This is a genomic window from Methanosarcina flavescens (assembly GCF_001304615.2).
In the GTDB taxonomy this organism is placed as follows: Archaea; Halobacteriota; Methanosarcinia; order Methanosarcinales; family Methanosarcinaceae; genus Methanosarcina; species Methanosarcina flavescens.
The window spans coordinates 888579-914150 of sequence record NZ_CP032683.1; the positions used below are offsets into that span (position 1 = coordinate 888579).

Consider the following 25572-nt stretch of genomic DNA (forward strand, 5'->3'; position numbering starts at 1 on the left):
GAAGGTCCCAGAAGACCTGATTAGGGGTATGAAGGCGCATTGATCAGAGTTTAAGCTTAAAGGCCGTGTAAACATGCAAATTCCGGACCATAAGACGAAAATAGTCTGTACCATAGGCCCGGCTTCCTCTTCCGAGGAAGTTATCAGGGAACTTGTGCTCGCTGGCATGAATGTGGCAAGGATAAATTTTTCTCACGGGGACTTTGAGAGCCATAGTGAAGTAATCCGGAGAGTACGCAGGATTGCAGCAGACCTTGACAGGCCGATTGCTATTCTTGCCGACCTGCCAGGCCCGAAGATCCGCATAGGGAAACTGGAAAAAGAGCCGATCATGCTTCATAAAGGAAACTTTGTGACCCTTACGGTTGACGAGATTCTGGGAAATGAGAAACGCATTCCTGTAAATTACAAGCAGCTTCCGGAAAGTGTAACCCCAGGAAGCCTTATTTACTTAAGTGACGGATTTATCCAGCTTCGCTGCCTGGAAATCTCGGGAAAAGATGTTATTTGCGAGGTTCTTGTCGGGGGGCAGCTTTATTCTCAAAAAGGACTTAACCTTCCCGGAGCGAAGATTTTCATTGATCCTGTAACTGGAAATGATCTCAAAATCCTTGAGTTTGCTCTGAGTGAAGGGATCGACACTTTCAGCATCTCTTTCATGGAAAGTGTCGAGGATATTCGTAAGGTCCGGGATTTTGCTGCAGCCAGAGGAAAGCCTGTATATATTGTTGCTAAAATCGAGCGCCGACAGGCTGTGGAGAATATTCAAGAGATTCTAAAAGAAACTGATGCACTTATGGTCGCCAGAGGAGACCTCGGAGTCGAAATCCCTATCCAGGAAGTTCCCTCAGTCCAGAAAGAGCTTATCTACAGTGCGAAACTTCTTGGAATTCCAGTAATTACAGCCACTCACATGCTGGCCTCAATGACCGATAATATAAGGCCTACCCGTGCAGAGGCGACAGATGTTGCCAACGCAATCCTTGACGGCACGGATGCGGTAATGCTTTCGGAAGAAACAGCAGTTGGCAATTATCCCGTAGAGGCCGTTGAGATGATGGCAAAAATTGCAAAAACTACCGAAAACTGGCGATCTCGGACAAAATGGGGTCTTGACACGATAATCAAGGGAATAGCGGAAAGGGAAATGTCAGTGGACGAGGTAATAACTCTCCAGGTGCATGAAGCCCTGCAGAAATTGCCAGTAGCAGCCGTACTGACCCCTACAAGAAGCGGAGCAACTCCGCGCAGGATTTCACGTTTCAAGCCCGAGACCTGGATTCTCGCTCTCAGCCGCGTCCCAAGAACCTACAGCTTCCTTTCTCTATCCTATGGAGTTTATCCCGTTCTCGTAGAAGAAACAATAGAGAGCTGGGAAAAAGAAGCTACCGAAAAAGCTAAAAAACTAGAGTTTGTAAAAAGCGGAGATATTGTTATTTTCACCCAGGGTCCTTCTTTAGGAAAGCCCGGAGGCACAAATATGCTCAAAATTCTCACCCTTGAGTGATAAGGACAAGGACGGCAGTTTTGCTCAGGGCAGAAGAATTCAGCTTTAACCCCCATTACCGGTCTGAGATTCAGGATCCAATTTAGAAGGAAACATTAGAAAACCTTTTCATTCTGCAGATCTCAAACCATTATATTTAGACAATATACTCAGATAATTTATATAGATATCAAATGCATGATCTTTACTGTCAGAAAAATTAACTTTGCGTTATGAGGTTTCATTGATGAAACGAAAGGACCCAGCAACAAAAAACCAGAAGTTTCTGGCTGTTTTTTTGGCATTAACAATGCTTCTGTCAGCCTGCATGATATTCTTTACAGGCAGCTCAGATAAAAATAGCAATAATGATATTTCCTCTACAGAAAATGTAAAGGAAGGTCTCACAATTCCTTTTTCTCAAATTCCTGGTAAGCAGGTTCACAATAAGTTCAACTCCATTGCCGACGGGTTGAACATGACCCCCCAGGGAGCGATAAGTGCAACCTATGTAGACCTTCAAAAAGCGGCAGGAACCCCGTTTGAACAAATTGTTGGAAATACAACCATGCTGGACTGGCTGTACGGAGCAGATGTAACAAAACTCTATGATGCAGCTTATGCTAATGGTAGCAACGAGTTTGAACTTCACCAGATTCCGGAACAGAGAATCTTTGCACCCATAGGAGCAATCCCATACAATAACTACTATCTCCTTGCAAGGACAAACAGTACCTATGATGTCTGGAACGTAGTCGGAAGCCCTGTTATCCTTGGCTCCCGCCAGAGTGCGAAAAATGTAATAGATGTACTTGAAGGAAATGCAACTGCTACAACAGAATATGATACCCTCCTGAGTCAAGCGAATCCTGAAGGGAGTATCTACCAGCAAGTAATTACAAAGACAAACTCCACAGATATCCCGGCCGATCAGGTCTACATGGATTTCAAAAAACTCGATGATGGAAGTTATACGCAGACGTCCCTTTATCTCAATCCAGAACCCGATTTCGCTGAAAAAATCGAGACTTTGCAGGCAAACTCCACCGAGCGCGGAGTAACCTACAACGTAACTACCTCAGGAAACATTACCAAAATTGTAATGACCTCCGATTTCGGAAGCTTATTGAACGAAGCACAGATGCTTGCACAGTAAGCTTTCAAATTTTTCATTTTTGATATTTCTTTTTAAACATACCGAATTCTTAATGTTTATGAAAATTACCTGATTTTATTTTTGATTTAATGTTTTGGGTTGTACTTTGTTTTTGTTATTTTATCCAAGAGAATAATTATTTATTTCTACCTGCCAGACAATCTTACAAATGGGAAGTGATATCATTGGGATTTTTGGACAGCTTATTCAAGAAGAAAGTGGAAGGCAAAACCGCAGAGGAATGGTATGCGCTTGGGGTCAGAGAAACCGATCCCGAAAAAAAAATTGAATATTTTGATAAGGTTCTGAAGCTAAAACCTGATTTCGCAGGAGTCTGGAACCTCAAGGGACTTGAGTTCGTAGTCCTCAAGCGATACGAAGAAGCTATTGCTTCCTTTAATAAAGCCCTTGAAATCCGACCTAGCTACCCGGAAGCAAGGTACAATAAAGAAGATGCCGAAACCGAATTAAGAAAAATAAGAGCATCCAAAGCAAAAGCGGAAGAGAAAGAAGAAACAACTGTGGAAAGGACAGAAGTGTAAAGTTGGAAACCCGAATTCTCAGTTTATCACGCCGTCACGTTGATTTTTGATCAAACTTTTTTCTAAAAAGTTTGCATTCAAGCTTTTTTTGCCCGGTTTAACGCTTGGAGCCCGAGTTTAACGGTAGCCGGGAGTTTTCCGCATTGCATGACTTTCATCTGTTCTGGGGAAATAAGTTTGAAAGCTGCATTCATGAGAGTATCGGATTTCATAATTTCATCCATAAGCTGCCTTGCCTGCACCGATATTTCAAGTGAAGACCCGAACTGAGCTCGCCATCGGCGGTCATATTCTTCAAGCCTGCATTTCCCGGCTGCAAATTCGGCTGCAGTTTCTCCTGCCACTTTTCCGGCAATCATTGCAGGAGGGATTCCGCCTCCGTTTGTTGCAAAGATCTGCCCGGCTGCGTCCCCTACAATTAGTGAGTTCTCAGTCGCGGTTTTTTCCGGAGCGCCATTGACAGGAACAATGCCTGCAATCACATTCATTATTATGCCATCTTTCAATTTCTTCTCTGCAAGAGGATGGCTCCTCATAAAACGGTGCAGGTATTCTTTTGCAGAAACACCTTTTTCAGCCAACCCTTTTCGAATCCCTATTCCCACATTTGCACGATCTTTACCTTCGGGAAAAATCCATGCGTAACCGCCTGGCACAAAGTCTTTTCCGAAATACATTTCCAGAGCAGATGGGTCAACATCCACATTCCTGACCTGGTATTCAATAGCAACAGAAATCTCTTTTGATTTAGGCTTAAGCGCAAGCCCTCTTGATTTTGCGACAAGGGAATTGGGGCCGTCAGCTCCTATGATAGCTTTTGCTTTGATTCTGTGCTTTCCGAAGATTCCTGAGGTTTCAACCGTCGTGCCCTCAATTCTCGTTACGCGAGTTTTGACCATGAGTTCAGCCCCGGCTCTTGCTGCCTTCTCGGCAAGGAACTGATCATATCTGCGCCGATCAAGGACTGCACCCCTGACAGCGAACTCTTTTATATTACAGTTAGGAGGGAAAATACGTTGTGTATCAATTCTCTGTAGCATGCAGGAATCAGGATAGTTTTTCAGCGTATCCGGTAGCCTGGCGTCACGTAACAGGGCCTGAATTTCCGAAGCATCGGGCAGAAAACCAGCACATTGAATAGGACTCCCAATCTCTCTTTTTTTATCAAGAAGAAGTACTGAAGCACCGTTTTTTGCAGCATAAAGGGCGGATGTAGATCCTGCGGGACCTGCGCCTACCACAATTACATCATAAGAGGCATCTGGGAACATAGAAAGATCTTCCTGTTATTCATTTTTTGTTTTGCAATTTGCAGGGAACTGTTTATTAATCCTTTCCTGAGAATCTCAATAGTTATATTCAGATATCACATCCTTTTTACAGCTTTCAGGATCGCTGCTCCTTCCATATTCTCAACCTCGACTGCGAAGCCGACATCCTCAAAAAGCGCTTTCCATTCAACTTCCGAAAACTGGGGACCGTGGTGGTGCTGATGCGCAAGCGGTTCTACCGCAATTAGCAAGCCGCCGTTTTTAAGCACTCTCTTAATCTCGAACAGGGCAAATTTAATGTCTTCGAGGTGGTGAAGCATGAAGAAACAGGTAGCCACTTCCGCAAATTCAGATTCAAAAGGCAGGGCATAGGCACTTCCTGTCCTGAATTCCACATTCGTCACACCAAGGATATCAGCATTCATCTGTGACTGTCCGGTAAGAGAGTCATGAATATCGATCCCGTAAACCTTCGAATTCAGATTGTTTTTTGCAAGCTCCAGAGTAAGGCTTCCGAAACCGCTGCCAATATCGAGGATTGTTTCCCCTATGATGTCAGGAAGCACAGCAGGAAGCACCTGCGACCGGATACGAGCCATGCGGTCTTCAGGAAACGTTGCCTGTTTCGTTTTTTCCGCATCTATTGTCGTAAAGGGAAGGATGGCATAGATTTTTGAGCCGTTAACCGCAATAAGCCCTTTTACATAAATCCTGTCGGTTTCAGCTACAACACATTCCACAACCGATACTCCGACATCCCTGCAAAAACGCATATTCCACTCTTCCCTTTTCTCAGGGAACCGGATATCCAGGGGCGTATGTACCACGATATAATGGGAATATTCAGGCTTGAAATAATCTGATACGGACCCAGACTCGTTCAGGTGGATCTCACTGATGCTCTCTCTGAAAAGGGCGAGGATCTGCAGGGAAACCTCGTCAGCCTTATTTCTTACACTTCCAATTTCTCCGAACATAGCTCTGAATTTGTTTTCGAGGAATAAAAGCTCTCTCACAGCATAACCGGGAAAAGAAATCGAACTCATACAAAAACGCAGCATGGTGAAGCCGCTTATAACGAATGAATTGCAGATAACTCCTCACTTTCAGTTTTATAATTTTTTTATATTTACACGGACAATGAGGGAAAGCTCTCTATATTAATACATTCAAGCGTACAAACTTTCGGGTTGAACTCAGTTAACTTAGGTTGTTGGCTGGATTGGAAATCTTGACTTCATAATCACATATAAAAGCAGCTACATTAAAGTCCTGTTTTTTCCTTGGAAATAAAGGAGATTAAGGGTTAAAAACGAAAACAAAAAACGTAGGTTTTACAGAAAAAACGTAGATTTTACAGAAAGCTGAGTTTTTATGGATAGTAAAAACGAATTCCATAAATTCGCGTTTCCTATCTTCAACTAGCCTATCCCGCATTTATTTGGTACTTTCTATTTTAAAAAGGTCAGGATAAAACCTAATTCTTCCTGTACACTTACATGTTAACGAGGCACGTAGAACATTATCATCACACCTGCAAGTGCGATCAATGCCCCTATTATCTCGTACTTATCCGGGTTTTTCTTATCTGCAAGAACTCCCCAGATCAGGGAAGAGACAATATAAATTCCACCGTAGGCAGCATAGACCCTGCCGAAGTGTGCTGGCTGGAAGGTTGGAATTATCCCGTAAATGGCTAATGTTAATCCTCCGAGCAGCCCAAGTGTTATCCCTTTGTTTTCTCTTAACCACAGCCAGACAAGGTAACTTCCTCCAATTTCAAAGAGTGCAGCCAGGAAAAACAGAGCAAGAGAAATAGCAGGATCAATCAATTGTTATCACCTTCTCTTGGCCAGTAGTAAATAATTGACACTCCAATAAGAATAATCAGGGCACCGATGATATCATAAAAATCAGGAGGAATTTTATCGAAGATCCAGCCCCACAAGAGGGACATAACAACGAAAATGCCTCCATAAGTTGCATATATCCTGTGGAAGTAGGACGGTTGGAAAGTCAGCACGACTCTGTATAAAAAAGGATAATTGCCCCTACAAACGCAAAAATAAGCTCCCTGCCCTCACGTAGCCATAACCACAGAAGGTATCCACCCCCAATCTCAAAAATGCCGGCAAGAATAAACAGGAGAATGGTATACACAAAGCATATTTTTCTGGAGACACATCTGGATTCGATATTAAGCATGTTCTTCCAATATTGCTAGAAATATATATAAATACACTTATTTAGGTTATTCCCGATTTATTGAGGTGCCAGACCGCTTGGAATTCTACGATAGCAGCATACAGGTAAAGTCAAGAGAAATACAAGAGAAAGCAGAGAATTCTGAAGCCAGCTAATTTACAGGGCAAATTAGTCTAGAAATAGGCATAATCAAACAATTATTTCAAATTGTTTTGAAATAGAAAACTTTATATAGTTTTCTTCAAATATATTTGAAATAACAATTCAGGATCTGCAAAATGAGTCTGGACTATTTTCTATATCTTATATCAGTAGGGGTTCAGTCACTGCAGGAATATCTGGCCCTGCACATCTTGATGTGCCTTCTACCTGCCTTTTTTCTGGCTGGAGCAATAGCCTCCCTCTTTTCCAAAGAATCCGTATTGAAGTTCTTTGGAGCAGACACACCTAAATATATCTCTTATACCGTAGCTGCGGCTTCAGGCTGCCTTCTTGCAGTCTGCAGTTGTACGACTCTTCCTCTTTTCGCAGGAATATACAAAAGAGGGGCAGGTATAGGTCCTGCAACCACTTTTCTTTTCTCTGCCCCAGCAATCAATATTCTAGCAGTTGTCTATACCGCAAAAATCCTGGGGTATGACCTTGGAGCTGCAAGGGCATTTTCGGCTGTGCTTCTTTCAGTAGTTATAGGCATGACAATGTCTTCGATTTACGAAAGAAAGGAAACGAAGCGCAGCTCAATAAAGACTTTTGGGGAAGAAAAGCATAGATATAGTTCTCAGCTTTTCGTTTTGCTTATTATAGTGCTTGTAGCTCCGGAAATTATGTCCGGCTTGGGATGGAAATATATAACTCAGATAATTGCCTGGATACCCTTGATAACGCTTACTGCATATCTGTCTATTAAGTGGTTCTCGAAAGAGGAACTTGAAAGCTGGATGGGAGAAACCTGGTTCCTGATCAAACAAATCACCCCTCTGCTTCTAATTGGGGTATTTTTCGCAGGCATTATTGTTGAAGTGCTCCCAAAAGAGGTTGTAGCATATTTCGTAGGGGGAAATTCCCTTGCTTCTAGCTTTGTTGCATCTATTATAGGAGCCCTGATGTACTTCTCCACTCTTACAGAGGTACCTATTATTAAAGCTCTCACCCTTCTTGGAATGGGAGAAGGACCTTCACTTGCCATGCTTCTTGCAGGCCCTGCACTCAGCCTTCCGAGTATGATTGTAATTAACCAGATAATGGGAATAAAAAGAGGAATGACTTATATTTTCCTGGTGGTATTGATTGCAACCGTTTCAGGCTATACATTCGGGATTATGATTGCATGAACAAAGATAACTAAAATAAATTAAAATGGCTTGCAAAGAAATGAGAAACATAGTAATCAATAAAAAGAACTGATAAACAGAATAAAGAAACACCGTTAAAAGTTGAGGTAGAAAATATGAGAATTGAAGTACTGGGTACGGGATGCGCAAAGTGTAAGAAGACGGCAGAATTGGCTGAGAAAGCTATAAAAGAAACAGGGGTGGATGCTGAAATTGTCAAGGTAGATGACTTTGATAAAATCCTGGAATATGGAGTTATGATCACGCCTGCTCTTGTTATTGACGGAGATGTTAAGGTCGCAGGTAAAGTCCCAAGCCTGGATAATATCAAAAAATGGATTAAAAAATAACCTGATCATAGAGTCGCAATCGAACTTGAAAAACAGGCCTTTTTCAACCTCTTTAAGCCTGACTGATGCCTTTTTAACCGGTTTTAAGGTAGACTATTTTTATAAAATGAAGAAACTTGCAAATTTCTGAAGGGAAGAAAACAGGCCTTTTTCAACCTCTTTAAGCCTGACTGATGCCTTTTTAACCGGTTTTAAGGTAGACTATTTTTATAAAATGAAGAAACTTGCAAATTTCTGAAGGGAAGAAAATAGAGTGAAAAAAGCTAATTACAAGATATTTCAGGATATACTCACTTGCAACAATCACATCCTCCGCATGAAGGAAAGAGATTATTGTTGCTGCTTTCCACTTCCCTGCACTCAAAGCAGAGCTTTATTGCCCCAAGTCTCCTGTGCTTTACTCTAAGCAGAGAATTTTCGTCCTTTCCACAAATATAACATTTAACTATGTTTTAACCCTCAATCAGTGTTCTCAAAAATACAATTTTAGCAGCGTTCAACAACTTAATCACGTTCAAAATTTCAATCAATGTTTTTCATAACAGGGATGTTCTTTATTATACTGTTTTTGTCTCAGTTATTCATTAGCCGGACTTCCAATAGCATTTTTATGTTAGAAGCCATTGTCTGTTCAGCATACAACAATATTTATATAAAAATAAAGATAAAATCACTTTCTTTAAATATGCCTTTGTTATATTAATTATTGTAATAAATTGATATTATTTAATATTTATTTTGATCTTTAAATTTAAAAAATTACGAGATCCGGAGGCTATCCAACAGATAAATATCAGGAACAATATAAAAATAAACTAAAATCATTACGTTTAAATAGAGCTTTGTGCATGCTAATTTATAATACTTTAATAGTATACTAAAACTATTTAGTAGTATCTATTAGCATTTCATAGTATTTCCGACTATAAAATACAAAACAAGAAGAAAACAATAATTGGGGGCTAATTTGTCCATTATTCTTGTTAGTAATATAAAAGTAGAAAGGAAATCACTATCTTTAAATATGCCTTTGCTATAATTAAGAATTGGCAACGTGTCGAATTTATATCGACATTATTCGCAGATTATTATTTCTTGTAATTTTGATATAAGAATATTATAATATTTATGGATTATTAGTCCATATTCTTATATGCTCAGGAATTGCGCAGTTGAATTGGGAAATCGGTAATAAACCTTTCAGGAATATAAAAAATTGGTTATAAAAACGCTGTGTATATCTGATTTATTTTTCAATTGTGTAAATTCTACCATATAAGTCAGAGAATAAAACAGATCGGAGGATTAATAGATCGGAGGATACGCTGTATGATAGAAAACACTGTTATGCTATTAATTGCAGTACCCATACTGTTTTCGCTTTTATTCGTAGCCCTTCCCAAGTCGATATACAAGTATTTGGCCTGGGCTTTTTTCATAATAGGAGTAGCTTTATCAGTTAATTTAGTATTGGATGGTACTGGAGTAGTTGAGATTAGCGAACCAAATTTCGCAATGTTTGAAAACATAGTCCTTATACTCGAAGTACTAGTGATACTATTTATTCTTGCCGTGTCAGCAAAATATAAAAACTGGCCTACACTTGCACTAGGAATAGTTTCAGCAGCTATATTTGCTTACACTTTTACCAATGTTCCTCATGCTGAAAGCGCTTCTTTTAATATTGATCAATTTTCTCAGGTCATGATATTAATCGTTAATATAGTCGGTACTGCAATTATATTATTTGCAACCGGTTATATGGACGAATATGAAGAACACAGGCATTTAAACAGACAAAAAACTTTCTACTTTACAATGAGCTTTTTCCTTGCATCCATGAATGGTCTGGTAATGGTTGACACACTTGGATGGCTGTTCCTTTTCTGGGAACTAACAACTCTGTGTTCTTTCGTGTTGATCTCATACAACATGGATGAAGAAGGAATTAACAACGGTTTCAGAGCTCTGGCTTTAAACTTGGTTGGTGGAATTGCTTTATCAGTAGGCATAATTCTTCTCGCTACTAATTATAATATAGGGACCCTTTCTGGAATTGGAACTTATGCTGGAACTGATGCAACAGCAATGGCTGCTGTAGCTCTTCCTGTTATCTTACTCTGTATCGGAGCCTTTGCAAAATCTGCTCAGATGCCTTTCCAGAGCTGGCTCTTAGGCGCAATGGTAGCCCCAACCCCGGTTTCTGCCTTACTGCACTCAAGTACAATGGTAAATGCTGGTGTATTTTTAGTTGTTAAACTGGTGCCGGCTTTTGCAGGCACGAGTCTTGGGACAGCTATAGCGGCTTACGGTAGCTTTTCCTTCGTTATGTGCTCTGCTTTAGCCTTATCCCAGAGAAATGCCAAGAGAGTCCTCGCTTATTCAACTATTGCAAACCTGGGATTAATTATCGCAAGCGCCGGAATTGGTACACCTCTGGCTGTAGCTGCTGCGATTATGCTTATTCTGTTCCACGCAATCTCAAAAGCCCTCCTGTTCCTGTGCACAGGTGAAATTGAGCATACTATAGGAAGCAGAGATATCGAGGATATGTCAGGATTAATAAATAAGGCTCCCCTTCTCACCACGCTTGCAGCTTTGGGAATGGTATCAATGCTGTTACCTCCTTTTGGTGTACTGCTTACAAAATGGGTATCAATGGAAGCTGCTTCAAGCAACCCTGTCGTGATAGTGTTCCTTATACTTGGGAGTGCACTTACTACGGTTTATTATGCTAAATGGATGGGAACAATATTATCATCCACCATGGATAAAAAAGCAGTTCACCACAAAAAACCGGAAACATATTTCCCGCTGTCATTCCTTGGATTAGCCATAGTAGTTACAAGCATACTTGTGTTTACAGTATATGATTACTTCGTTAGACCCCAGGTCGAGATTCTGCTCAACGCTGTTCCTGCTATTTCAGGAGAGGCTGGACAATTTGCTTCCGAGATAGGGGCATTTGCTTACGCAGCAATATTTGTAGCGCTTGCTCTGGCTATCTTGATCTACTTCGCTACCAGGAATATGTTTACTCCCCGTAAAGCTGACTATTATATGTGTGGGGAAAACAACTTGGAGATGGACAAATTAATGTTCAGAAACGGACTTTGCACCTACGACAAAAGCAACGTCTCTAATATTTACCTCCATAATACCTTTGGAGAAAGTAAACTTACAACACTCGGATATGCAATTTCCATAATTCTGATTATGATTGCATTTTTAGCAGGAGGAGTATTAATATGAATGCAACCGATATTTTAATAGCTGCTCTTGTTATATTTGTAGCTCCTATCATCGGCTGCTTATACGCAGGGGTTGACAGAATAGTTACTGCAAGATTGCAGGGTAGGGTAGGTCCTCCTCTTTTGCAGCCATACTACGATGTCAAGAAGCTTCTTAGCAAAGACAATATGGTTGTAAACACCTCTCAGAACTTCTATGTGGTAATATATGTAGCCTTCTTAATTCTGAGCCTCTTGATGTTAGTGTTTCAAGCAGATATTCTGATGATAATATTTGTGTACACAGTATCTTCAATAGCTCTTATTGTAGGAGGAATGAGTACTGGTTCTCCATACGCCAGGCTAGGAAGTTCAAGAGAAATCATGGCTATACTGGCTTATGAACCAATATTAATATTGTATGCTCTTGCAATATACCTGCTTACCGGCGCCTTTAAGCTATCTGCAGTAGTAAACGCATCGACCCCTCTACTGCGTTATACACCTCTTATATTCATAGCAATGTTTGTTGTTCTGAATATAAAATTGAAAAAATCACCATTTGATTATTCAACCTCTCACCATGCTCACCAGGAGCTGGTTAAAGGTATGACGACCGAATATTCAGGACCAGGCTTGGCCGGTATTGAGATTGGGCACTTCTATGAATACGTGTTCTTGACAGGACTTATTTTCGTATTCTGGGCAGTAAACCCACTGATAGGTATACTTTTATCTGCGGCTGCCTTCTTTACTGTAACTCTTATAGACAACATTACTGCAAGAGTTTACTGGCAGTGGATGCTTAAACTGAGCTGGTCGGTTTTACTGATACTTTCCATAGTAAACATAGCATACCTGTACTTTAGTGAAGCCACAATAGTGTGAAAGAGGGAGACATATGAGTTTGGCAAAATCCCCATGGATTGTACATGTGAATTGTAACAGTTGTAATGGCTGTGATATTGAAGTAGTAGCCTGTCTTACTCCTCTATATGATGCTGAAAGATTTGGTGTTTTAAACATCGGTACTCCCAAACAAGCAGATATAATGGTGGTTACAGGCGCGGTAAATTACAAAAATGTAAACGTGCTTAAAAACATATATAACCAGATTCCAGATCCCAAAGTTGTTCTAGCAGTTGGCGCCTGTGCATCCACAGGCGGAATATTCCACGACTGTTACAACGTGATAGGTGGAGTGGACCAGGTCATACCTGTAGACGCATATGTTCCCGGATGCACCCCAAGGCCTGAAGCCATACTTGATGGTGTAGTAGCAGCACTTTCAATACTTGAAAACAAGAAGAAAGGGAACATTAAAGGACAAGAGGTAAAATTGAAAGGAAAAGAGGTGGCATCGAATGCTTGAAAACACCATAGACGCCACAGAGATAAAAAGCAGCGACGAACTGCTAAAAGCGGTTGAGGGCTTAAAAAATGATGGCTATCGATACTCTACTATGATATGCCAGAAAGCTGACGAAGGTCACGATCTGATATATATCTTTGAGAAAGACAACAAATTAAAAAATTTAAGGTACTTTGTGAAACCAGGTGAGAAACCCAAGAGTGTGTCAGGAATTTATTTATGTGCACTTTTGATCGAGAATGAGTACCAGGATCTCTACGGACTGACCTTTGAAGGTTTAGCAATAGATTACAAAGGCCACCTTTACTTAACGCCAAACAGTCCAAAAGCTCCCTTGGCTTAAAGCAATTTGAGAGGAGAATCATATGACAACCGTAATACCGTTTGGTCCTCAGCATCCCGTTTTACCCGAACCCATATCGTTAAAACTTGAGATTGACAACGAAGTTGTTGTTGGAGCACTTCCCTCACTGGGCTATGTTCACAGAGGGCTTGAGAAATTCATAGATACGAAAGACTATAACCAAACCACGTATATTTGCGAAAGAATATGCGGAATATGCAGTGCTCTCCACGGTGTCACCTATACACGAGCAGTCGAGAAACTATTCGATACTGAAATCCCTGAGAGAGCGCAGTATATAAGAGTGATAGTTGGTGAACTCAATAGACTTCATAGTCACCTACTCTGGCTTGGCCTGTTTGCCGACGGTTTCGGATTTGAAAGCCTTTTTTACGAATGCTGGAAGTACAGAGAAGGAGTACTGGATGTACTGGAGAGAATCACTGGAAACAGAGTCATACATTCGATATCAAAAGTTGGAGGAGTCTCCAGAGATCTAACTAATGAGCATATTGATTTGATTCAGAAAATGCTCGATAGATTGGAACCCCAAATAAAAGATATCGAGAAAGTGTTCGTAAACAATTACACCGTTAAGAAAAGATGTGTAGGATTAGCTACAATGTCAAAACAGCTCGCATATGAGGCTGGAACTGCCGGTCCTACACTTAGAGGAAGCGGGAACGCAATTGATGTAAGAAACACACCAGACTGGGATATCTATAAGGATCTAGGTTTCAAGACAGCTGTCGAACAAGATGGTGATTGTTACGCCAGAACTAAAGTAAGAATCGCTGAATTATATGAGTCAATTAAGCTGATAAGGAATGCGCTCTCCAAGCTGCCCAATGGGGACATTGCAACACGCATAAAAGGCTTCCCTACTGGTGAAGCTATTATGAGAACTGAGCAGTGCAGAGGTGAGGTTGTATATTACGTGAAAGGTAATGGTACTAAAAACCTGGAAAGGCTTAAAATAAGAACCCCTACCTTTGCAAATATACCTTCGCTGTTACTGACGCTCCCAGGCGTAAAGCTCGCAGATGTGCCTATAGTTGTACTTACTATAGATCCCTGCATTAGCTGCACTGAAAGATAAAAGAAGGGTGATATGATGGGTATGTTGAATCTTGTTCTAACAAACATTTCTCGTAAACCTGCTACCAGACTTTACCCCTTCGAGATAAGGGAACCTTTCAAAGAGTTTAAAGGAAGTATTACTTTTAATCCTGAGAACTGTATTCTCTGTGGGCTGTGTCAAAAGAAATGTCCTCCGGATGCGATTACAGTTACCAAAGCCGATAAAACGTGGGAAATTAACTTATTCAGATGCATAATGTGCACTGAATGCGTTGCTGGTTGCCCGAAAGACTGTCTATCAGTATCTAATCAAAGGACAAAAACAGGTGCAAAAGAAACTGTAAAAGTGTCAGTTCCGATAGTAGACAAACCAAAAGCATCAAAAGCATCATCAAAATAAGAATTTAATTTAAATTTATTCTTTTTGATAATGCTTTTAGCTTTGAAAGTAAGTAACATGAAAAACAATACTGAACGTTCTCCGGTCTAAACATGGCAATTAAGGGATCCTTTTTCAAGGATTCCCTCAATAGCCATTCAAGCAAAAATACTTTCATTTGCAATTGTTACTTACATAATGATATCTCGTCTACTCAATACGCTTTTTTACGGATCATTATTTTTCCTTTAGATTAGATTTTTATCCATATAGTGGTTACTTTATCAGACCTCACAAACCTCCTTTCCTTTCTTCGGGTTCTTCAAGCTCTTTTTATTTAAAAAGAAAGCCATAAATATTTTTGTGTAAATGTTTGTCCAGCCAATCTTGAAGCTGGCTTTCATGAAAATAGCAACGGCGATAGCTTTTGCAATTTCCTGTTTGTTGATAAGCCTTTTACTTTTTTCAAGATTGCAGTTCTCATTCCTGCCAAATCCATGCCATAGAAATGTCAGCTTCCAATCCACCAGTCATGCCAAAAATTCGTTTTTCAAGCCTGCCTTTAGCCCTGATGTGGAATTTCCTGAAATTGCGATCCCGCCAGAGCGAGCTGCAACAACCCATTAAAACAAGATAACATTCCAAAAAGATACCAAAAAAACAAATTAAAGAGCCTGTGAATTTAGTTAAGCTTTTATTCTTTCCTCTAGTATATTAATATAGAAAGAAAGCAAAGATGAACAACAGGAGATGGACGGACTGACAAGCAGAATTCCGTTTTCCAATGCGGGCCCGGAAATTAATTTTGATAAGCAGTGGGCTTTTGAAATTGCTTACTTTACCCAGCGTGTAGGGACTGATCTCAGGAAGCTTGGGGATCTTCTGAGCGTCAGGGATTATGTAGAATCACGCCTCCTGGTCTCAGAAATGAGACAGAGAGCAGAGTATGAAAAAACCATCCAGCCCGATTTCAAGACTTCTGAAGGTCTTGTAAAGGCCCGCAAGCTGTTCAACAGTTTTCTAGATGAGTGCGTTAATTTTGCCGAGCTTGTGAGGGTCACGACAATACAGGAAGAGACCGGGTGCGAAGAAGTGCTCGATAAACCCGAACAGATCCGGTATTCCATGAATAGGCTTAACCTACTTAAAGAAATGCTGACCGATGAACTTGGGTTCCAGGGCTGGTACTACTGAGCAAGCATATTGAAAACTTTCTACGATCCTGTCTGTAAGCATAGTCTTTAATTTTTAAACATTATCTGTAATCATGAGTATTACCTGTATCTGCAATGTTGCTCATAATCAAACCGATACCTGAAAGATTTACCTAAAAACCAGAACCATCTGGCTCAAGGATAATTCCAGACAATAGAAAGCTTTATAATTAAGGACCTCATTAGAGGAGTAGCAATGGGTTATATACAGGAAAAAGGGTTACAGGGTAACTATCCAAGTTAAAGGCTATTTAACTAATATTATTTAATCTAGTAATTCAGTCTGCCTGTATCACAGGGAAGAACTCAAAAAAGCGTCCGGAACTTATCCAAGAAATCGAATTTTTGCTGTATAAGTTTTATGTATATGGGTTGTGAATTTCCCTGGTCCTTAGGCACCTTCTCGCATCCCGGGGATATTAACCATTTACACGGCGTGTTTACCTGTTTTTAGCGGTATCATGTACCCGTTTGATAAGTGGCCTCTTCCGCAAAGGATACTTCCGGGTATGCGGTAGAGTATATAAGCAGCAGGTCTGCAAGCTGCATGATCTGTGAAAAATAAATGTCAATATTAGAGTGAGTACATGGAAAAATTAGCAAAATTTAAGGCACTTGGACTTTCTGACAGTATGTTAAAAGCCCTTAAAAAGAAAGGATTTGAAGAACCAACCCCAATTCAGGAAAAAGTTATCCCGCTTTTTTTGAAAGGAAATTGTGATATTATAGGGCAGGCTCAGACCGGAACCGGCAAAACAACGGCTTTCGGAGCCCCCATTATAGAAAAAATCCCTGAAAAATCAGGTTATGTACAGGCAATAGTCCTGACTCCAACCCGAGAACTGGCAATCCAGGTTTCAGAAGAACTAAACTCCCTGAAAGGAGACAAAAAGCTGCATATCTTCCCGATATATGGAGGACAGTCCATGACCCAGCAACTCAGGATGCTAAAAAGTGGAGTTGATATCGTTGTGGGAACTCCTGGAAGGGTTATAGACCACCTTGAGCGGAAGAGCCTGAACCTTGAGCACATTAAATATTTCGTATTGGACGAAGCCGACGAGATGCTCAATATGGGCTTTATTGACGAGATTAAAGAGATCTTAAAGGCAACCGGGCCTGAGAAGCGCATGCTTTTCTTCTCAGCTACAATGCCGAAACCGATCCTTGGCATCGTCAAAAAATACATGCGGGATTATGAGCATGTCGCCATTGAAAAAGAAGAACTTGTTGCAAACCTGACCGAGCAGATCTACTTTGAGGTTCATGAAAATGACAAATTCGAAGCTCTGTGCAGGATTATTGATATCGAGGACGAATTCTATGGGCTTGTGTTCTGCAGGACAAAAACCGATACCGCCCAACTTGCCCAGAAACTTGGAGACAGAGGATACGCAGCCGATGCCCTGAACGGCGATATTTCCCAGAATGAAAGGGAAAAGATCCTTAACCGGTTCAGAAAACAGAAAATAAATATTCTCGTAGCAACTGACGTTGCAGCTCGGGGAATCGATATTATGGATCTAACCCATGTTATCAACTATTCTCTGCCCCAAGACCCTGAATCCTATGTGCACAGAATAGGAAGGACAGGCAGGGCAGGCAAGCAGGGAACTGCAATTACTTTCGTTACATCTACGGAGTACAGGCGACTAACCTACATAAAAAAGACCTCAAAGTCCGAAATGAGGAGGGGCCGAATCCCCGAGATAAAAGATGTAATAAAAGCCAAAAGGGCAAGAGTAAAAGCCGAGATCGAAGATACTATAAAAGCAGAGGAATATGGCGACTGCCTTGAGATGAGCGAAAAGCTCCTGGATGAATATCCCGCCGAAAAAATTCTGGCTGCCCTCCTGAAGTGTGCTTTCAAGGAAAAGTTCGATGAAAGTATGTATGCGGAGATTTCTGGAAGCTCCTATGTTGACCGGAAAGGTAAAACAAGGCTTTTTATTGCCATGGGTAAAGCCGAAGGCATGACGAACCCTAACAGGCTGTGTGAGTTTATAAAAGAAGAGACTGGAGAAAATGATCTGAAAATAAGAGATGTCGAAATTTTCCCGCATTTCTCCTTCGTAACATTACCCTTCACCCAAGCCGAAACCCTGCTCGAAATCTTCAAAAATAAAAAGAGAGGCAGAAAACCCTTTGTGGAAATTGCTCAGAAGTCGAAGAGAAGAAATTCCAGGAATGCTGGTGACACTCACAATAGCACTCGAAGCAATACAAGCTATACGAGAGATAGAACTACGAAGAGGAGATACGCTTCTTATTAAGCTTATATCTTTTTTCAGGATTCCTGAAACCGAGTAGGTTCAGGAATACCAATAAATTTTGACAAAGGGAATCTCAACAAATCTGAGAGCACCATTTAGTTCAAATATGCCAAAAGCTTTTCTCATTATGTCAAGTGGGAGTGAAGTTGCCAATTGAGCTCCAAATTTTGCGCTAATAACCATAGCAATGCATTATGTCTGCGTATAAATCCGTATATCCTCTTATACAGTATTCAAAAAATGCAAGTATGCCAACAAGCGGAAGTAATACAACCAGAGAAGCAACCAGAGAAGTTCCCTGGGCTTTTAACTGAGAAAATCCTTCTAAAAAGACAAGTGCAGGAATAATTATAACCCCACCACCAATCCCAAAGAATCCACTTAAAATGCCTGCAGTAACGCCGATTAGTACATAGATTACTAAACCTTCCATAAACTCCTCCCAGACATATTTCAAAGAATATTCTTATTAACTTTTCACCACAAAAATAGAATGCAGAGCCGATGTTAATACCATTTCATTCATAAAAATAAAAGTTTGTCTTATCGATCAGGAGGATAAGGCTAGTAACCTATGAATTGATTTTTAAAGCTTGTAAGGGAAGGATATAAACCTGTACAAAGGAAATCACTATAGGAGATCATTGTAGGAAATCATTATAGGAAATCACTATTTAATGCAGTAAAAGCCAGCCTGCATATAAGAGTACCAGAATATCTCCACGGCTTTGAATCCAGCATCTCTTAAAAGTTTAAGATGCTCTTCGACAGTTATAGGAAAATACTCAGTGTCAAAACGCTCCAGATACTCCTTTATTTCTTCCTCAGTCCTTCCGTGAGCTAACTGGAAATCGTGCAAGTACCTTTTTCCTATCATGATCCCCTCTTTGGTTAATGGCCTGATGTTCTCAAAGGTTATGTAAATTCCACTATCTTTTAGAAGCCTGTGACACACGCCAACGGCTTTAGCCCTGTCTTCGCGGCTAAGATAATGGTGACACTGTATGGCAGTTACAACGTCAGGTTGTTCCTCCAATTCCTGCAAAAAATCCTGAGTAGGGGAAGCTTTTAGAAACTCCAGCCTGTCTGCAGAGCAGAGTGACAGTTTTTCCCTTGCCTGGTCCAGCATGCCTTCCGAAGGATCAAGCAAAAGAAATTTTGTTGTGGAAAATTCCTCAGTTGCCTTATTGACCAGGGAACCTGTTCCACATCCGGTATCCAGCCAGATTCTGGGGCTGGATGGCAGAGATTTAACTAAATTGATAGTCTCCTGATGAAAACTGGAGTAGTAAGGGAGAATGCTGAGGATCCGGGCATCAAAATCCTCAAGAAGATTAGGAATAGCATTTTGAGCAGGTTTTGCAGGAGTCATAACAACAGAGTCCTTTTCTTATAAAATTATTAAACTAATCTTAAACTAATCTTACACTAGGTTAAACTAATCTTACACTAGGTTAAACTAATCTTACACTAGGTTAAACTAATCTTAAATTATTTTTATATGACTAAAGAAAGTTATCGTTTCTGATAATTTCAAATCATCTCGAAATAGATATATATCTAAGATTTTCAGATATTATTGTTTTAAGATTGTATTTTTATTACAGCAATTATTAGTTTTGAGATTATTTTTTCCCCAGTTACTTGCAGGAAAAGCAAAAATCTGTCAAAAGTACTTGAAAAAAGCAAAGAGGGTGTTTTCATCATGCATTATAGCCTTGGGATTGATGCTGGAGGCACTTATACCGATGCGGTGCTTATAAGGGATTCAGACGGAGAGATAATAGAGTCGAACAAAGCGCTTACGACCTATCCTGATCCTCTTGCTGGCATTAAAAACGTAATTGATGATCTCGATTCTGACTATCTCAAAGACGTAAAACTGGTTTCGGTTTCAACGACCCTCTCAACCAATACCATTCTTGAAGGCACGGGTTTTCCTGTAGCCTTGATCCTCATAGGAGCCCATCCACTTGAGAAGGAATTACCTGCCAAACACATACTTTTTGCTGCAGGTGGACACAACCATAACGGAGAAGAGGTTGCTAAACTTGACCTTGAAGCTATTGAGAAATTTGCACTGCGGGTCAAAGACCGGGTTTCAGCTTTTGCCATATCTTCTTACTTCAGCACAAGGAACCCTGAGCACGAAATAAGAGCAAGAGACCTGGTTCTTGAGCACACTGGATTGCCTGCGGTCTGCGGGCATGAACTTTCCCAGGAGTTGGGAGCTTACGAAAGGGCAGTGACAGCATTCCTGAATGCGCAGCTTATCCCTATAACAAGACAGTTTGTACAGTCAATTATTTCAGATATCGTGAAGCGCGGAATTGATGCACGGCTCCTTATGCTCAAATGTGACGGCTCGGTTGTGGGGATAAGAGATGCCCTGAAAAAACCTATCGAGACTATTTTTTCAGGACCTGCAGCAAGCCTTGTAGGGGCATCTTACCTCTCAGGACTTAAGACCTGTGCCGTAATTGATGTTGGCGGAACAAGCACGGATATTTCCTCGATCTGTATGGGAGTTCCTGACCTGAACAATGAGGGAGCCATTGTAGGGGGCTGGAAGACTCGTGTTCGGGCGATTCGGATGGAAACAACCGCTACAGGCGGAGACAGTCATGTCTGGATCGTGGACAGAGAACTCTTTCTAGGACCTAGGCGGGTCATGCTCCTGGCAATGGCTACTGTAAAATATCCGACTTTTCTGAATAACCTCAAAAGGACACCCATGCCTCCCAGAGAAGATCTAGGCGAAAACATTCAGCCAACAAAATTCTTTGTGAGATCTGACTACCTGGCAGGAGAATTGAGCAGGGCTGAAGCCGAAGTGCTGGAGGTTATCAGGGAAGAACCCGTTTCAGTGCCCGAAATCAAAGCTCTTATCCGAAAAGACCTTCATCCTCAAACTTTAGATTCCCTTATCAGAAAACGCCTTGTGCAAGCAATTGGTTTCACCCCTACTGATGCCCTGCATGTGCTTGGAGAATATACGGCGTGGAATGAGGAAGCTTCCCGAATAGGTGCAGAAAGGCTTGCAAGGGTCATGCGCATGCCCCCGGGAGAGTTCTGCACTGCTGTAAAAAAGAGAGTTGCAAAGAACATGGCACTTCATCTGCTTTCGTACATCCTGGAAGGCGTTCCATACGCAGCCATTGAAAAGATCCTTGACGGAAACTATCCAGCTAAATTCAAACTGGATATTCCGATTGTGCTGCTTGGGGGACCTGCCCGAGCTCACAGGAAAGAACTTGAGGGAATTATTGACGCAGAAATCCTGGTGCCCGAACATGCCGAAGTAGGAAATGCAGTCGGAGCGCTTGTAGGAAAAGGCATCAAAAGAGTTGAAATCCTGATAAGGCCAGCAAGCCTCATGTCACCAGATAAGGATTTCCTGGTCTTTGCCCCGGACAGCAGGCTAAAATTCGATACATATTCTGAAGCGCTCGAAACTGCAACCGAACTTGGGAAAAAACTTGTTGCAGATTACATGCGAGACTGCGGCCTTAGCGGGAACCAGGTTGAAATTTCAGTTGAGAAAAAAACGATCTCACCTGATGGCTGGAACCATCCGCCCATGGAAACAAATCTGCTGATAATGGGAGTAGGAGTGAGGGAACTACCCTTCTAAACTAAATCCTTCACCTAAGGGGTCTAAATATAACCAGGATGAATTGCTCATTGTTTAAGGATAGACATATTTCAAAGATAAACAGATGTACTTATATAAACAACTTAGTATGAAAATCTGCGAACCCAGATTCATATTAAAGGCTAATAAAATAACAAATTAGCGAAAGTGAAGGCGATACCTGCGGATGCAAATGAGAAAAAGGATGTAATTAAAGAGAGATATGGAAAAATTGCAATATTAGGCGACTCGTGTTGTTCTAGTGGATGCTGTGGAAATTCAAATGCGGCAGATTTATCAAAATCTATTGGCTATTCTGAGAATGACATCAATGCTGTTCCAGATGCAAACCTGGGTCTTGGTTGTGGGAACCCAACAGCATTTGCTGGGTTGAAGCCAGGCAATATTGTTCTTGATCTTGGTTCTGGGGCTGGTTTTGACTGTTTCCTTGCAGCAAAACAGGTAGGGAGCTAAGGAAAGATTATAGGAGTTGATATGACTCAGGCTATGATTGAAAAGGCACAGGCCAACGCTTTGAAATATGGTTATCCAAATGTCGAGTTTCGCCTTGGAGATATCGAAGCTCTTCCTGTTGAAAGCAACTCAATAGATGTTATTATCAGTAATTGTGTAATTAATTTGGCTCTAGACAAAGAAAAAGTTTTTAAGGAAGCCTTCAGGGTTCTGAAACCAGAAGGCGAAATGTATATTTCTGATATTGTTCTTCTGGCCGAGCTTCCTGAAGATTTGAAAAATGATAAAGATCTTCTGACAAGCTGCCTTGCAGGTGCCTTGCTTAAAGAAGAGTATCTCAGGCTTTTAAATGAAGCTGGATTTTCAGCTGAAATTTTGAATGAAGATCTGGATATAAGCAAAAGGCAGTATGGTGGGTTGCCTGCGGAGAGTTTAAAGCTTAAAGCCTGGAAGTAAGAAAAGCGTTTAGTTTTTCCACCATACAGTTATAGCACTTAGAGCACAAAGAATAACATAGTAAACATCATTTCAAATTTTAAGTAATTTAATTTGTAACTTAATGTTTTTCACCAGGCTGAATAGTTGCTCATTTATAGATTCTCGTGCTGGATAGGTTTGGGCTTTAATTGAAGTGATAGCATAGAATTTATTCTTCGACGGCTTCCAAAACCTTCCTGATTTTATCGTTTTTTATGGAATAGAGTCGCATCTTTCCTTCTTTTCTTACTTTAATTATCCCCCAATCCTGTAACTTTGCAAGGTGCATTGAAGTATTTGATTGAGTTCTACCAATTAGCTCCGGGATCTCACATGCGCATAGCTCTCCTTTATAGGTGCCGCATTTATTCTCTTCGAATCTGCGCTCGGCCTCAAGAAGAACCTTGATAATCCTGTATCTTGTATCTCCGCTTAGTGCCTTGAAGAGTTGTACATTTTTTTCATTAAACATATCAACAATTATTGAATTTGAGAAAGTATATATACCTTCCTAAAGCTGAAATTTAGCATATTATCCGCAAAAGTAACAAAATAATGGCTGTTTGGAATAAAGCGTTTTTCTAATTTTGTAATACATTGACCTTTTGTTGTTTTTCAGACTTATTGTATTTTGAGAGAATCCTTCCGATTCAGTAACTCTTATACTCATATCGACATATCTTAATATAAGCATATTATGATATATCAGAATAGAGGTGTTCTAAATGAGTAAATTTGGAAAAAAACTGCTTGGAAAATTGATCGGAAATAACAAAAGTTGCTGCTGTAATGGCCCTTCTATCGTAAGCGTTAGAAAGATCAACATCGATGGCAAATAACTGCAAATTACCGGATTGGAAGAGGAATTTGAAAAAATTAGTGCTGAGGGCAAAACTCCAGAGAACATAAATAGCGAGGAACTGATTCAGAACCTTTCCAAAATAAATGTAATCCCTGAAGAAAGTTTAGACAAATTCAAAGCTTCAATACTCAAAGAATACGAAATATATTGGCAGGAGAAAAAAGCATAATTCATATCGATAATTATGAATATAACACCCTATAAAATATGCCCTGTCTAATGCTCCAGATGCGAATATAGTCAAGAGGTTTCAAACGTGAACTTTAAGTGCGCAATCTGCGGAAAAGAGGAGGACTCCTTGCTCAGGACTAACCATAAAAAGTTAGGAGCCATAAAGCTCTGCTTAGGGTGCTGGTCTAAGGAACAGGGTAAAAACAATCTGCTTCCTTTAGAAGGGGGAAACAGGTGCTGCGGATAAATACGATAAAACAAAGGAGATCAAGTGTGAATAAAAGAAGGTGTGAAGTAGAAACCGAAAGATTGAAGCGTTTTATCCTTGATAAAGATCAGTTTGAATCAAGGTCGCAAAAACTCAGTTCTCTGGTGAATGGGTTAGATGAAGAAGCTTTATCCTTGGAGGTCAAAATTTTTAAGGCTCTCTCAGATACCAATCGCCTCAAAATTATAAAATTATTAAAGGAAGGAGAACTGTGTGCCTGTGAACTAACGGTTGTCCTTTCTAATTCTCAATCGACTGTTTCTCACCACCTCTCAGTACTGAAAAATGCCGGTATGATCAAAGAAAGGAAAGAAGGAAAGTGGTCTTATTTTCGCCTCTCGGATGGGGCAATAATTGAACTGCTTAATCAGGCTCAATTGCTTACAGACAGATGAACCGTGAGTAGATTTTTGTTTAAGAAATTGAATCAGAGGATAACTGAGCTCTTAAAAAAATACTCTTTGAAAATATCGAGCTTATAAAGACACTATTGTGGTAATTTTAGAATTCTGAGAGTTGTAACTCTCATTAAGTAAAAGGGAGTAAAAATGTTCTGGAATAATTTAGTTATGGCAACCAATTACTTCATTGAAATAGCCGTAGAGCTTACTGTTTTATTTATAGGGATAACTTTTCTAGTGGGATTGATTCAAGAGTATGTTCCAGACGAAACCATAAAAAAGGCCTTGGGAGGGAGGCACAAAGTTATAGGCAGTGTTCTTGGAGCAGGTTTTGGTGCCCTTACGCCCTTTTGCTCCTGCTCTACCATACCGCTTCTTCTGGGAATGCTCAATGCTGGTGTGCCTTTTGCCGCAGCAATGGCATTCCTGTTCTCATCCCCCTTGCTAAATCCAGTGATAATATCTTTATTCATCATCCTGTTGGGATGGAGGGTAGCTGCTCTTTACTTTGTCATCGTCTTCGTAGCTACAATTCTCATTGGTCTCTTGCTCGATAAGCTAGGCTTCTCCAGTCATGTTAAGCCGGCAGCCGTTATGAGAAGTTGCTGTGACAGTCAACAAGCTACAGACACCAAGTCTAGGATACAACGGTCTACGGGATTTGCAATGAACTTATTTCGCCAGCTGATGCCTTATTTACTTATTGGGGCTAGCATCGGGGCGTTCATTCATGGGTTCGTACCTACAGAGATCATCTCCCGCCTAGCTGGGCCGAATAATCCTCTTGCAGTCCCTGTGGCTGCAGTTGTTGGTATTCCAATCTATATCCGAGCAGAGACTATGATTCCAATTGGGCTGGCGCTCACTGAGAAGGGAATGAGTTTGGGAGCCATTCTGGCATTGATTATCGGAGGTGCTGGAGCCAGTATACCCGAACTGACGCTTCTCTCAGCCATATTCAAGAGGAAACTACTGGCTGCCTTTGTAGTAACCGTTTTTTCCATAGCTGTGCTTGTAGGGTATTTGGTAAATTTAATTGTATTGTGAGAACCA

At 40.7% G+C, this 25572-nt stretch carries 27 protein-coding genes and 1 pseudogene; 20 read left to right on the forward strand and 8 right to left on the reverse strand.

Going from position 1 to position 25572, the window contains the following annotated elements:
* Nucleotides 1-73: 73 nt before the first annotated feature.
* The 3 genes from pyk (at nt 74) to AOB57_RS03880 (ending at nt 3184) form a co-directional block, all read left to right on the forward strand.
* Entirely contained in the window at nt 74-1507 is a 1434-nt protein-coding gene (pyk, locus tag AOB57_RS03870) for a pyruvate kinase (RefSeq protein ID WP_054299117.1), read from the forward strand.
* 226 nt (nt 1508-1733) lie between these two features.
* Nucleotides 1734-2642, forward strand: a complete 909-nt coding sequence (locus AOB57_RS03875) for a hypothetical protein (protein ID WP_054299118.1) — start codon at nt 1734-1736, stop codon at nt 2640-2642.
* Nucleotides 2643-2818: 176 nt separating this feature from the next.
* The gene (locus AOB57_RS03880) at nt 2819-3184 is read left to right on the forward strand and encodes a tetratricopeptide repeat protein (protein WP_394339701.1); all 366 of its coding nucleotides are present in this window, start codon (nt 2819-2821) and stop codon (nt 3182-3184) included.
* A 77-nt stretch (nt 3185-3261) separates the two neighbouring features.
* Here the strand turns inward: AOB57_RS03880 and AOB57_RS03885 are convergent, their stop codons facing one another.
* The 4 genes and pseudogenes from AOB57_RS03885 to AOB57_RS15010 all read right to left on the reverse strand — a co-directional run bounded on the left by AOB57_RS03885 (nt 3262) and on the right by AOB57_RS15010 (nt 6660).
* Nucleotides 3262-4455: a geranylgeranyl reductase family protein gene (locus tag AOB57_RS03885; RefSeq protein ID WP_054299120.1), complete on the reverse strand. Its 1194-nt coding sequence runs from the start codon at nt 4453-4455 to the stop codon at nt 3262-3264.
* Nucleotides 4456-4550: 95 nt separating this feature from the next.
* The gene (locus tag AOB57_RS03890; protein WP_054299240.1) at nt 4551-5432 is read right to left on the reverse strand and encodes a class I SAM-dependent methyltransferase; all 882 of its coding nucleotides are present in this window, start codon (nt 5430-5432) and stop codon (nt 4551-4553) included.
* Nucleotides 5433-5957: 525 nt separating this feature from the next.
* Entirely contained in the window at nt 5958-6287 is a 330-nt protein-coding gene (locus AOB57_RS03895; RefSeq protein WP_226999629.1) for a YnfA family protein, read from the reverse strand.
* Nucleotides 6284-6660 (reverse strand): annotated as a pseudogene (locus AOB57_RS15010) (YnfA family protein). The gene AOB57_RS03895 and the pseudogene AOB57_RS15010 overlap by 4 nt, the downstream one beginning before the upstream one ends.
* 278 nt (nt 6661-6938) lie before the next feature.
* Here AOB57_RS15010 and AOB57_RS03905 point away from each other — a divergent pair.
* From AOB57_RS03905 to AOB57_RS03940, 8 genes are all read left to right on the forward strand, one after another.
* Nucleotides 6939-7991: a permease gene (locus tag AOB57_RS03905; RefSeq protein WP_054299121.1), complete on the forward strand. Its 1053-nt coding sequence runs from the start codon at nt 6939-6941 to the stop codon at nt 7989-7991.
* 116 nt (nt 7992-8107) lie between these two features.
* Nucleotides 8108-8341, forward strand: coding sequence for a thioredoxin family protein (locus AOB57_RS03910; RefSeq protein WP_054299122.1), 234 nt, complete (start codon nt 8108-8110; stop codon nt 8339-8341).
* Between the two features lie 1329 nt (nt 8342-9670).
* On the forward strand, nt 9671-11593 hold the full coding sequence (locus AOB57_RS03915) for an NADH-quinone oxidoreductase subunit 5 family protein (protein WP_054299124.1): 1923 nt from the start codon (nt 9671-9673) through the stop codon (nt 11591-11593).
* The gene (locus tag AOB57_RS03920; protein ID WP_054299125.1) at nt 11590-12459 is read left to right on the forward strand and encodes a respiratory chain complex I subunit 1 family protein; all 870 of its coding nucleotides are present in this window, start codon (nt 11590-11592) and stop codon (nt 12457-12459) included. The genes AOB57_RS03915 and AOB57_RS03920 overlap by 4 nt, the downstream gene beginning before the upstream one ends.
* A gap of 13 nt (nt 12460-12472) precedes the next feature.
* Nucleotides 12473-12943: an NADH-quinone oxidoreductase subunit B family protein gene (locus tag AOB57_RS03925; RefSeq protein WP_054299126.1), complete on the forward strand. Its 471-nt coding sequence runs from the start codon at nt 12473-12475 to the stop codon at nt 12941-12943.
* Complete coding sequence (locus tag AOB57_RS03930) at nt 12936-13286, forward strand: NADH-quinone oxidoreductase subunit C (protein ID WP_054299127.1); 351 nt, start codon at nt 12936-12938, stop codon at nt 13284-13286. Before AOB57_RS03925 ends, AOB57_RS03930 begins: the two co-directional genes overlap by 8 nt.
* 22 nt (nt 13287-13308) lie before the next feature.
* Nucleotides 13309-14385 carry a hydrogenase large subunit gene (locus AOB57_RS03935; protein WP_054299128.1) on the forward strand — a complete coding sequence of 359 codons (1077 nt, stop codon included), beginning with the start codon at nt 13309-13311 and terminating at the stop codon, nt 14383-14385.
* Between the two features lie 12 nt (nt 14386-14397).
* Nucleotides 14398-14766 (forward strand): 4Fe-4S dicluster domain-containing protein, encoded by a 369-nt coding sequence (locus AOB57_RS03940; protein WP_226999630.1) that lies wholly within the window; start codon nt 14398-14400, stop codon nt 14764-14766.
* 263 nt (nt 14767-15029) lie between these two features.
* On the opposite strand, the gene AOB57_RS03945 is transcribed toward AOB57_RS03940, so the two are convergent.
* Nucleotides 15030-15272: a hypothetical protein gene (locus AOB57_RS03945; protein WP_054299129.1), complete on the reverse strand. Its 243-nt coding sequence runs from the start codon at nt 15270-15272 to the stop codon at nt 15030-15032.
* 223 nt (nt 15273-15495) lie between these two features.
* Here AOB57_RS03945 and AOB57_RS03950 point away from each other — a divergent pair, with 223 nt between their 5' ends.
* Nucleotides 15496-15939 carry a hypothetical protein gene (locus AOB57_RS03950; RefSeq protein WP_054299130.1) on the forward strand — a complete coding sequence of 148 codons (444 nt, stop codon included), beginning with the start codon at nt 15496-15498 and terminating at the stop codon, nt 15937-15939.
* A gap of 607 nt (nt 15940-16546) precedes the next feature.
* Entirely contained in the window at nt 16547-18232 is a 1686-nt protein-coding gene (locus AOB57_RS03955) for a DEAD/DEAH box helicase (RefSeq protein WP_054299131.1), read from the forward strand.
* Between the two features lie 172 nt (nt 18233-18404).
* Here AOB57_RS03955 and AOB57_RS03960 read toward each other — a convergent pair whose 3' ends face one another.
* Entirely contained in the window at nt 18405-18665 is a 261-nt protein-coding gene (locus AOB57_RS03960) for a TSUP family transporter (RefSeq protein WP_226999631.1), read from the reverse strand.
* 237 nt (nt 18666-18902) lie between these two features.
* The gene (locus AOB57_RS03965; RefSeq protein ID WP_054299132.1) at nt 18903-19604 is read right to left on the reverse strand and encodes a class I SAM-dependent methyltransferase; all 702 of its coding nucleotides are present in this window, start codon (nt 19602-19604) and stop codon (nt 18903-18905) included.
* Between the two features lie 333 nt (nt 19605-19937).
* On the opposite strand from AOB57_RS03965, the gene AOB57_RS03970 reads away from it, so the two are divergent.
* From AOB57_RS03970 to AOB57_RS14940, 3 genes are all read left to right on the forward strand, one after another.
* Nucleotides 19938-21866, forward strand: coding sequence for a hydantoinase/oxoprolinase family protein (locus tag AOB57_RS03970; protein ID WP_054299133.1), 1929 nt, complete (start codon nt 19938-19940; stop codon nt 21864-21866).
* Nucleotides 21867-22034: 168 nt separating this feature from the next.
* Nucleotides 22035-22340 carry a class I SAM-dependent methyltransferase gene (locus AOB57_RS14935; protein ID WP_226999632.1) on the forward strand — a complete coding sequence of 102 codons (306 nt, stop codon included), beginning with the start codon at nt 22035-22037 and terminating at the stop codon, nt 22338-22340.
* Nucleotides 22341-22349: 9 nt separating this feature from the next.
* Nucleotides 22350-22796, forward strand: coding sequence for a methyltransferase domain-containing protein (locus tag AOB57_RS14940; RefSeq protein WP_226999675.1), 447 nt, complete (start codon nt 22350-22352; stop codon nt 22794-22796).
* Between the two features lie 190 nt (nt 22797-22986).
* On the opposite strand, the gene AOB57_RS03980 is transcribed toward AOB57_RS14940, so the two are convergent.
* On the reverse strand, nt 22987-23289 hold the full coding sequence (locus tag AOB57_RS03980; protein WP_193726276.1) for an ArsR/SmtB family transcription factor: 303 nt from the start codon (nt 23287-23289) through the stop codon (nt 22987-22989).
* Between the two features lie 382 nt (nt 23290-23671).
* On the opposite strand from AOB57_RS03980, the gene AOB57_RS03985 reads away from it, so the two are divergent.
* The 4 genes from AOB57_RS03985 to AOB57_RS04000 all read left to right on the forward strand — a co-directional run bounded on the left by AOB57_RS03985 (nt 23672) and on the right by AOB57_RS04000 (nt 25566).
* Nucleotides 23672-23848 carry a hypothetical protein gene (locus tag AOB57_RS03985; RefSeq protein ID WP_167829534.1) on the forward strand — a complete coding sequence of 59 codons (177 nt, stop codon included), beginning with the start codon at nt 23672-23674 and terminating at the stop codon, nt 23846-23848.
* A gap of 87 nt (nt 23849-23935) precedes the next feature.
* Nucleotides 23936-24097, forward strand: coding sequence for a hypothetical protein (locus AOB57_RS03990; RefSeq protein ID WP_167829535.1), 162 nt, complete (start codon nt 23936-23938; stop codon nt 24095-24097).
* 26 nt (nt 24098-24123) lie between these two features.
* Nucleotides 24124-24513: an ArsR/SmtB family transcription factor gene (locus AOB57_RS03995; protein ID WP_054299135.1), complete on the forward strand. Its 390-nt coding sequence runs from the start codon at nt 24124-24126 to the stop codon at nt 24511-24513.
* A gap of 153 nt (nt 24514-24666) precedes the next feature.
* Nucleotides 24667-25566: a permease gene (locus AOB57_RS04000; RefSeq protein ID WP_054299136.1), complete on the forward strand. Its 900-nt coding sequence runs from the start codon at nt 24667-24669 to the stop codon at nt 25564-25566.
* The last annotated feature ends 6 nt before the right edge of the window (nt 25567-25572 follow it).

Bases quoted from the DNA above. Each gene is read 5' to 3' on its own strand.
- AOB57_RS03950 (WP_054299130.1), top strand. From the start codon at position 15,496: ATGGACGGACTGACAAGCAGAATTCCGTTTTCCAATGCGGGCCCGGAA.
- AOB57_RS03905 (WP_054299121.1), top strand. From the start codon at position 6,939: ATGAGTCTGGACTATTTTCTATATCTTATATCAGTAGGGGTTCAGTCA.
- AOB57_RS03980 (WP_193726276.1), bottom strand. From the start codon at position 23,289: ATGTTTAATGAAAAAAATGTACAACTCTTCAAGGCACTAAGCGGAGAT.
- AOB57_RS03890 (WP_054299240.1), bottom strand. From the start codon at position 5,432: ATGTTCGGAGAAATTGGAAGTGTAAGAAATAAGGCTGACGAGGTTTCC.
- AOB57_RS03875 (WP_054299118.1), top strand. From the start codon at position 1,734: ATGAAACGAAAGGACCCAGCAACAAAAAACCAGAAGTTTCTGGCTGTT.
- AOB57_RS03940 (WP_226999630.1), top strand. From the start codon at position 14,398: ATGATGGGTATGTTGAATCTTGTTCTAACAAACATTTCTCGTAAACCT.
- AOB57_RS03885 (WP_054299120.1), bottom strand. From the start codon at position 4,455: ATGTTCCCAGATGCCTCTTATGATGTAATTGTGGTAGGCGCAGGTCCC.
- AOB57_RS03910 (WP_054299122.1), top strand. From the start codon at position 8,108: ATGAGAATTGAAGTACTGGGTACGGGATGCGCAAAGTGTAAGAAGACG.
- AOB57_RS03965 (WP_054299132.1), bottom strand. From the start codon at position 19,604: ATGACTCCTGCAAAACCTGCTCAAAATGCTATTCCTAATCTTCTTGAG.
- pyk (WP_054299117.1), top strand. From the start codon at position 74: ATGCAAATTCCGGACCATAAGACGAAAATAGTCTGTACCATAGGCCCG.
- AOB57_RS03930 (WP_054299127.1), top strand. From the start codon at position 12,936: ATGCTTGAAAACACCATAGACGCCACAGAGATAAAAAGCAGCGACGAA.
- AOB57_RS03960 (WP_226999631.1), bottom strand. From the start codon at position 18,665: ATGGAAGGTTTAGTAATCTATGTACTAATCGGCGTTACTGCAGGCATT.
- AOB57_RS03970 (WP_054299133.1), top strand. From the start codon at position 19,938: ATGCATTATAGCCTTGGGATTGATGCTGGAGGCACTTATACCGATGCG.
- AOB57_RS03955 (WP_054299131.1), top strand. From the start codon at position 16,547: ATGGAAAAATTAGCAAAATTTAAGGCACTTGGACTTTCTGACAGTATG.
- AOB57_RS04000 (WP_054299136.1), top strand. From the start codon at position 24,667: ATGTTCTGGAATAATTTAGTTATGGCAACCAATTACTTCATTGAAATA.
- AOB57_RS03925 (WP_054299126.1), top strand. From the start codon at position 12,473: ATGAGTTTGGCAAAATCCCCATGGATTGTACATGTGAATTGTAACAGT.
- AOB57_RS03920 (WP_054299125.1), top strand. From the start codon at position 11,590: ATGAATGCAACCGATATTTTAATAGCTGCTCTTGTTATATTTGTAGCT.
- AOB57_RS03915 (WP_054299124.1), top strand. From the start codon at position 9,671: ATGATAGAAAACACTGTTATGCTATTAATTGCAGTACCCATACTGTTT.
- AOB57_RS03935 (WP_054299128.1), top strand. From the start codon at position 13,309: ATGACAACCGTAATACCGTTTGGTCCTCAGCATCCCGTTTTACCCGAA.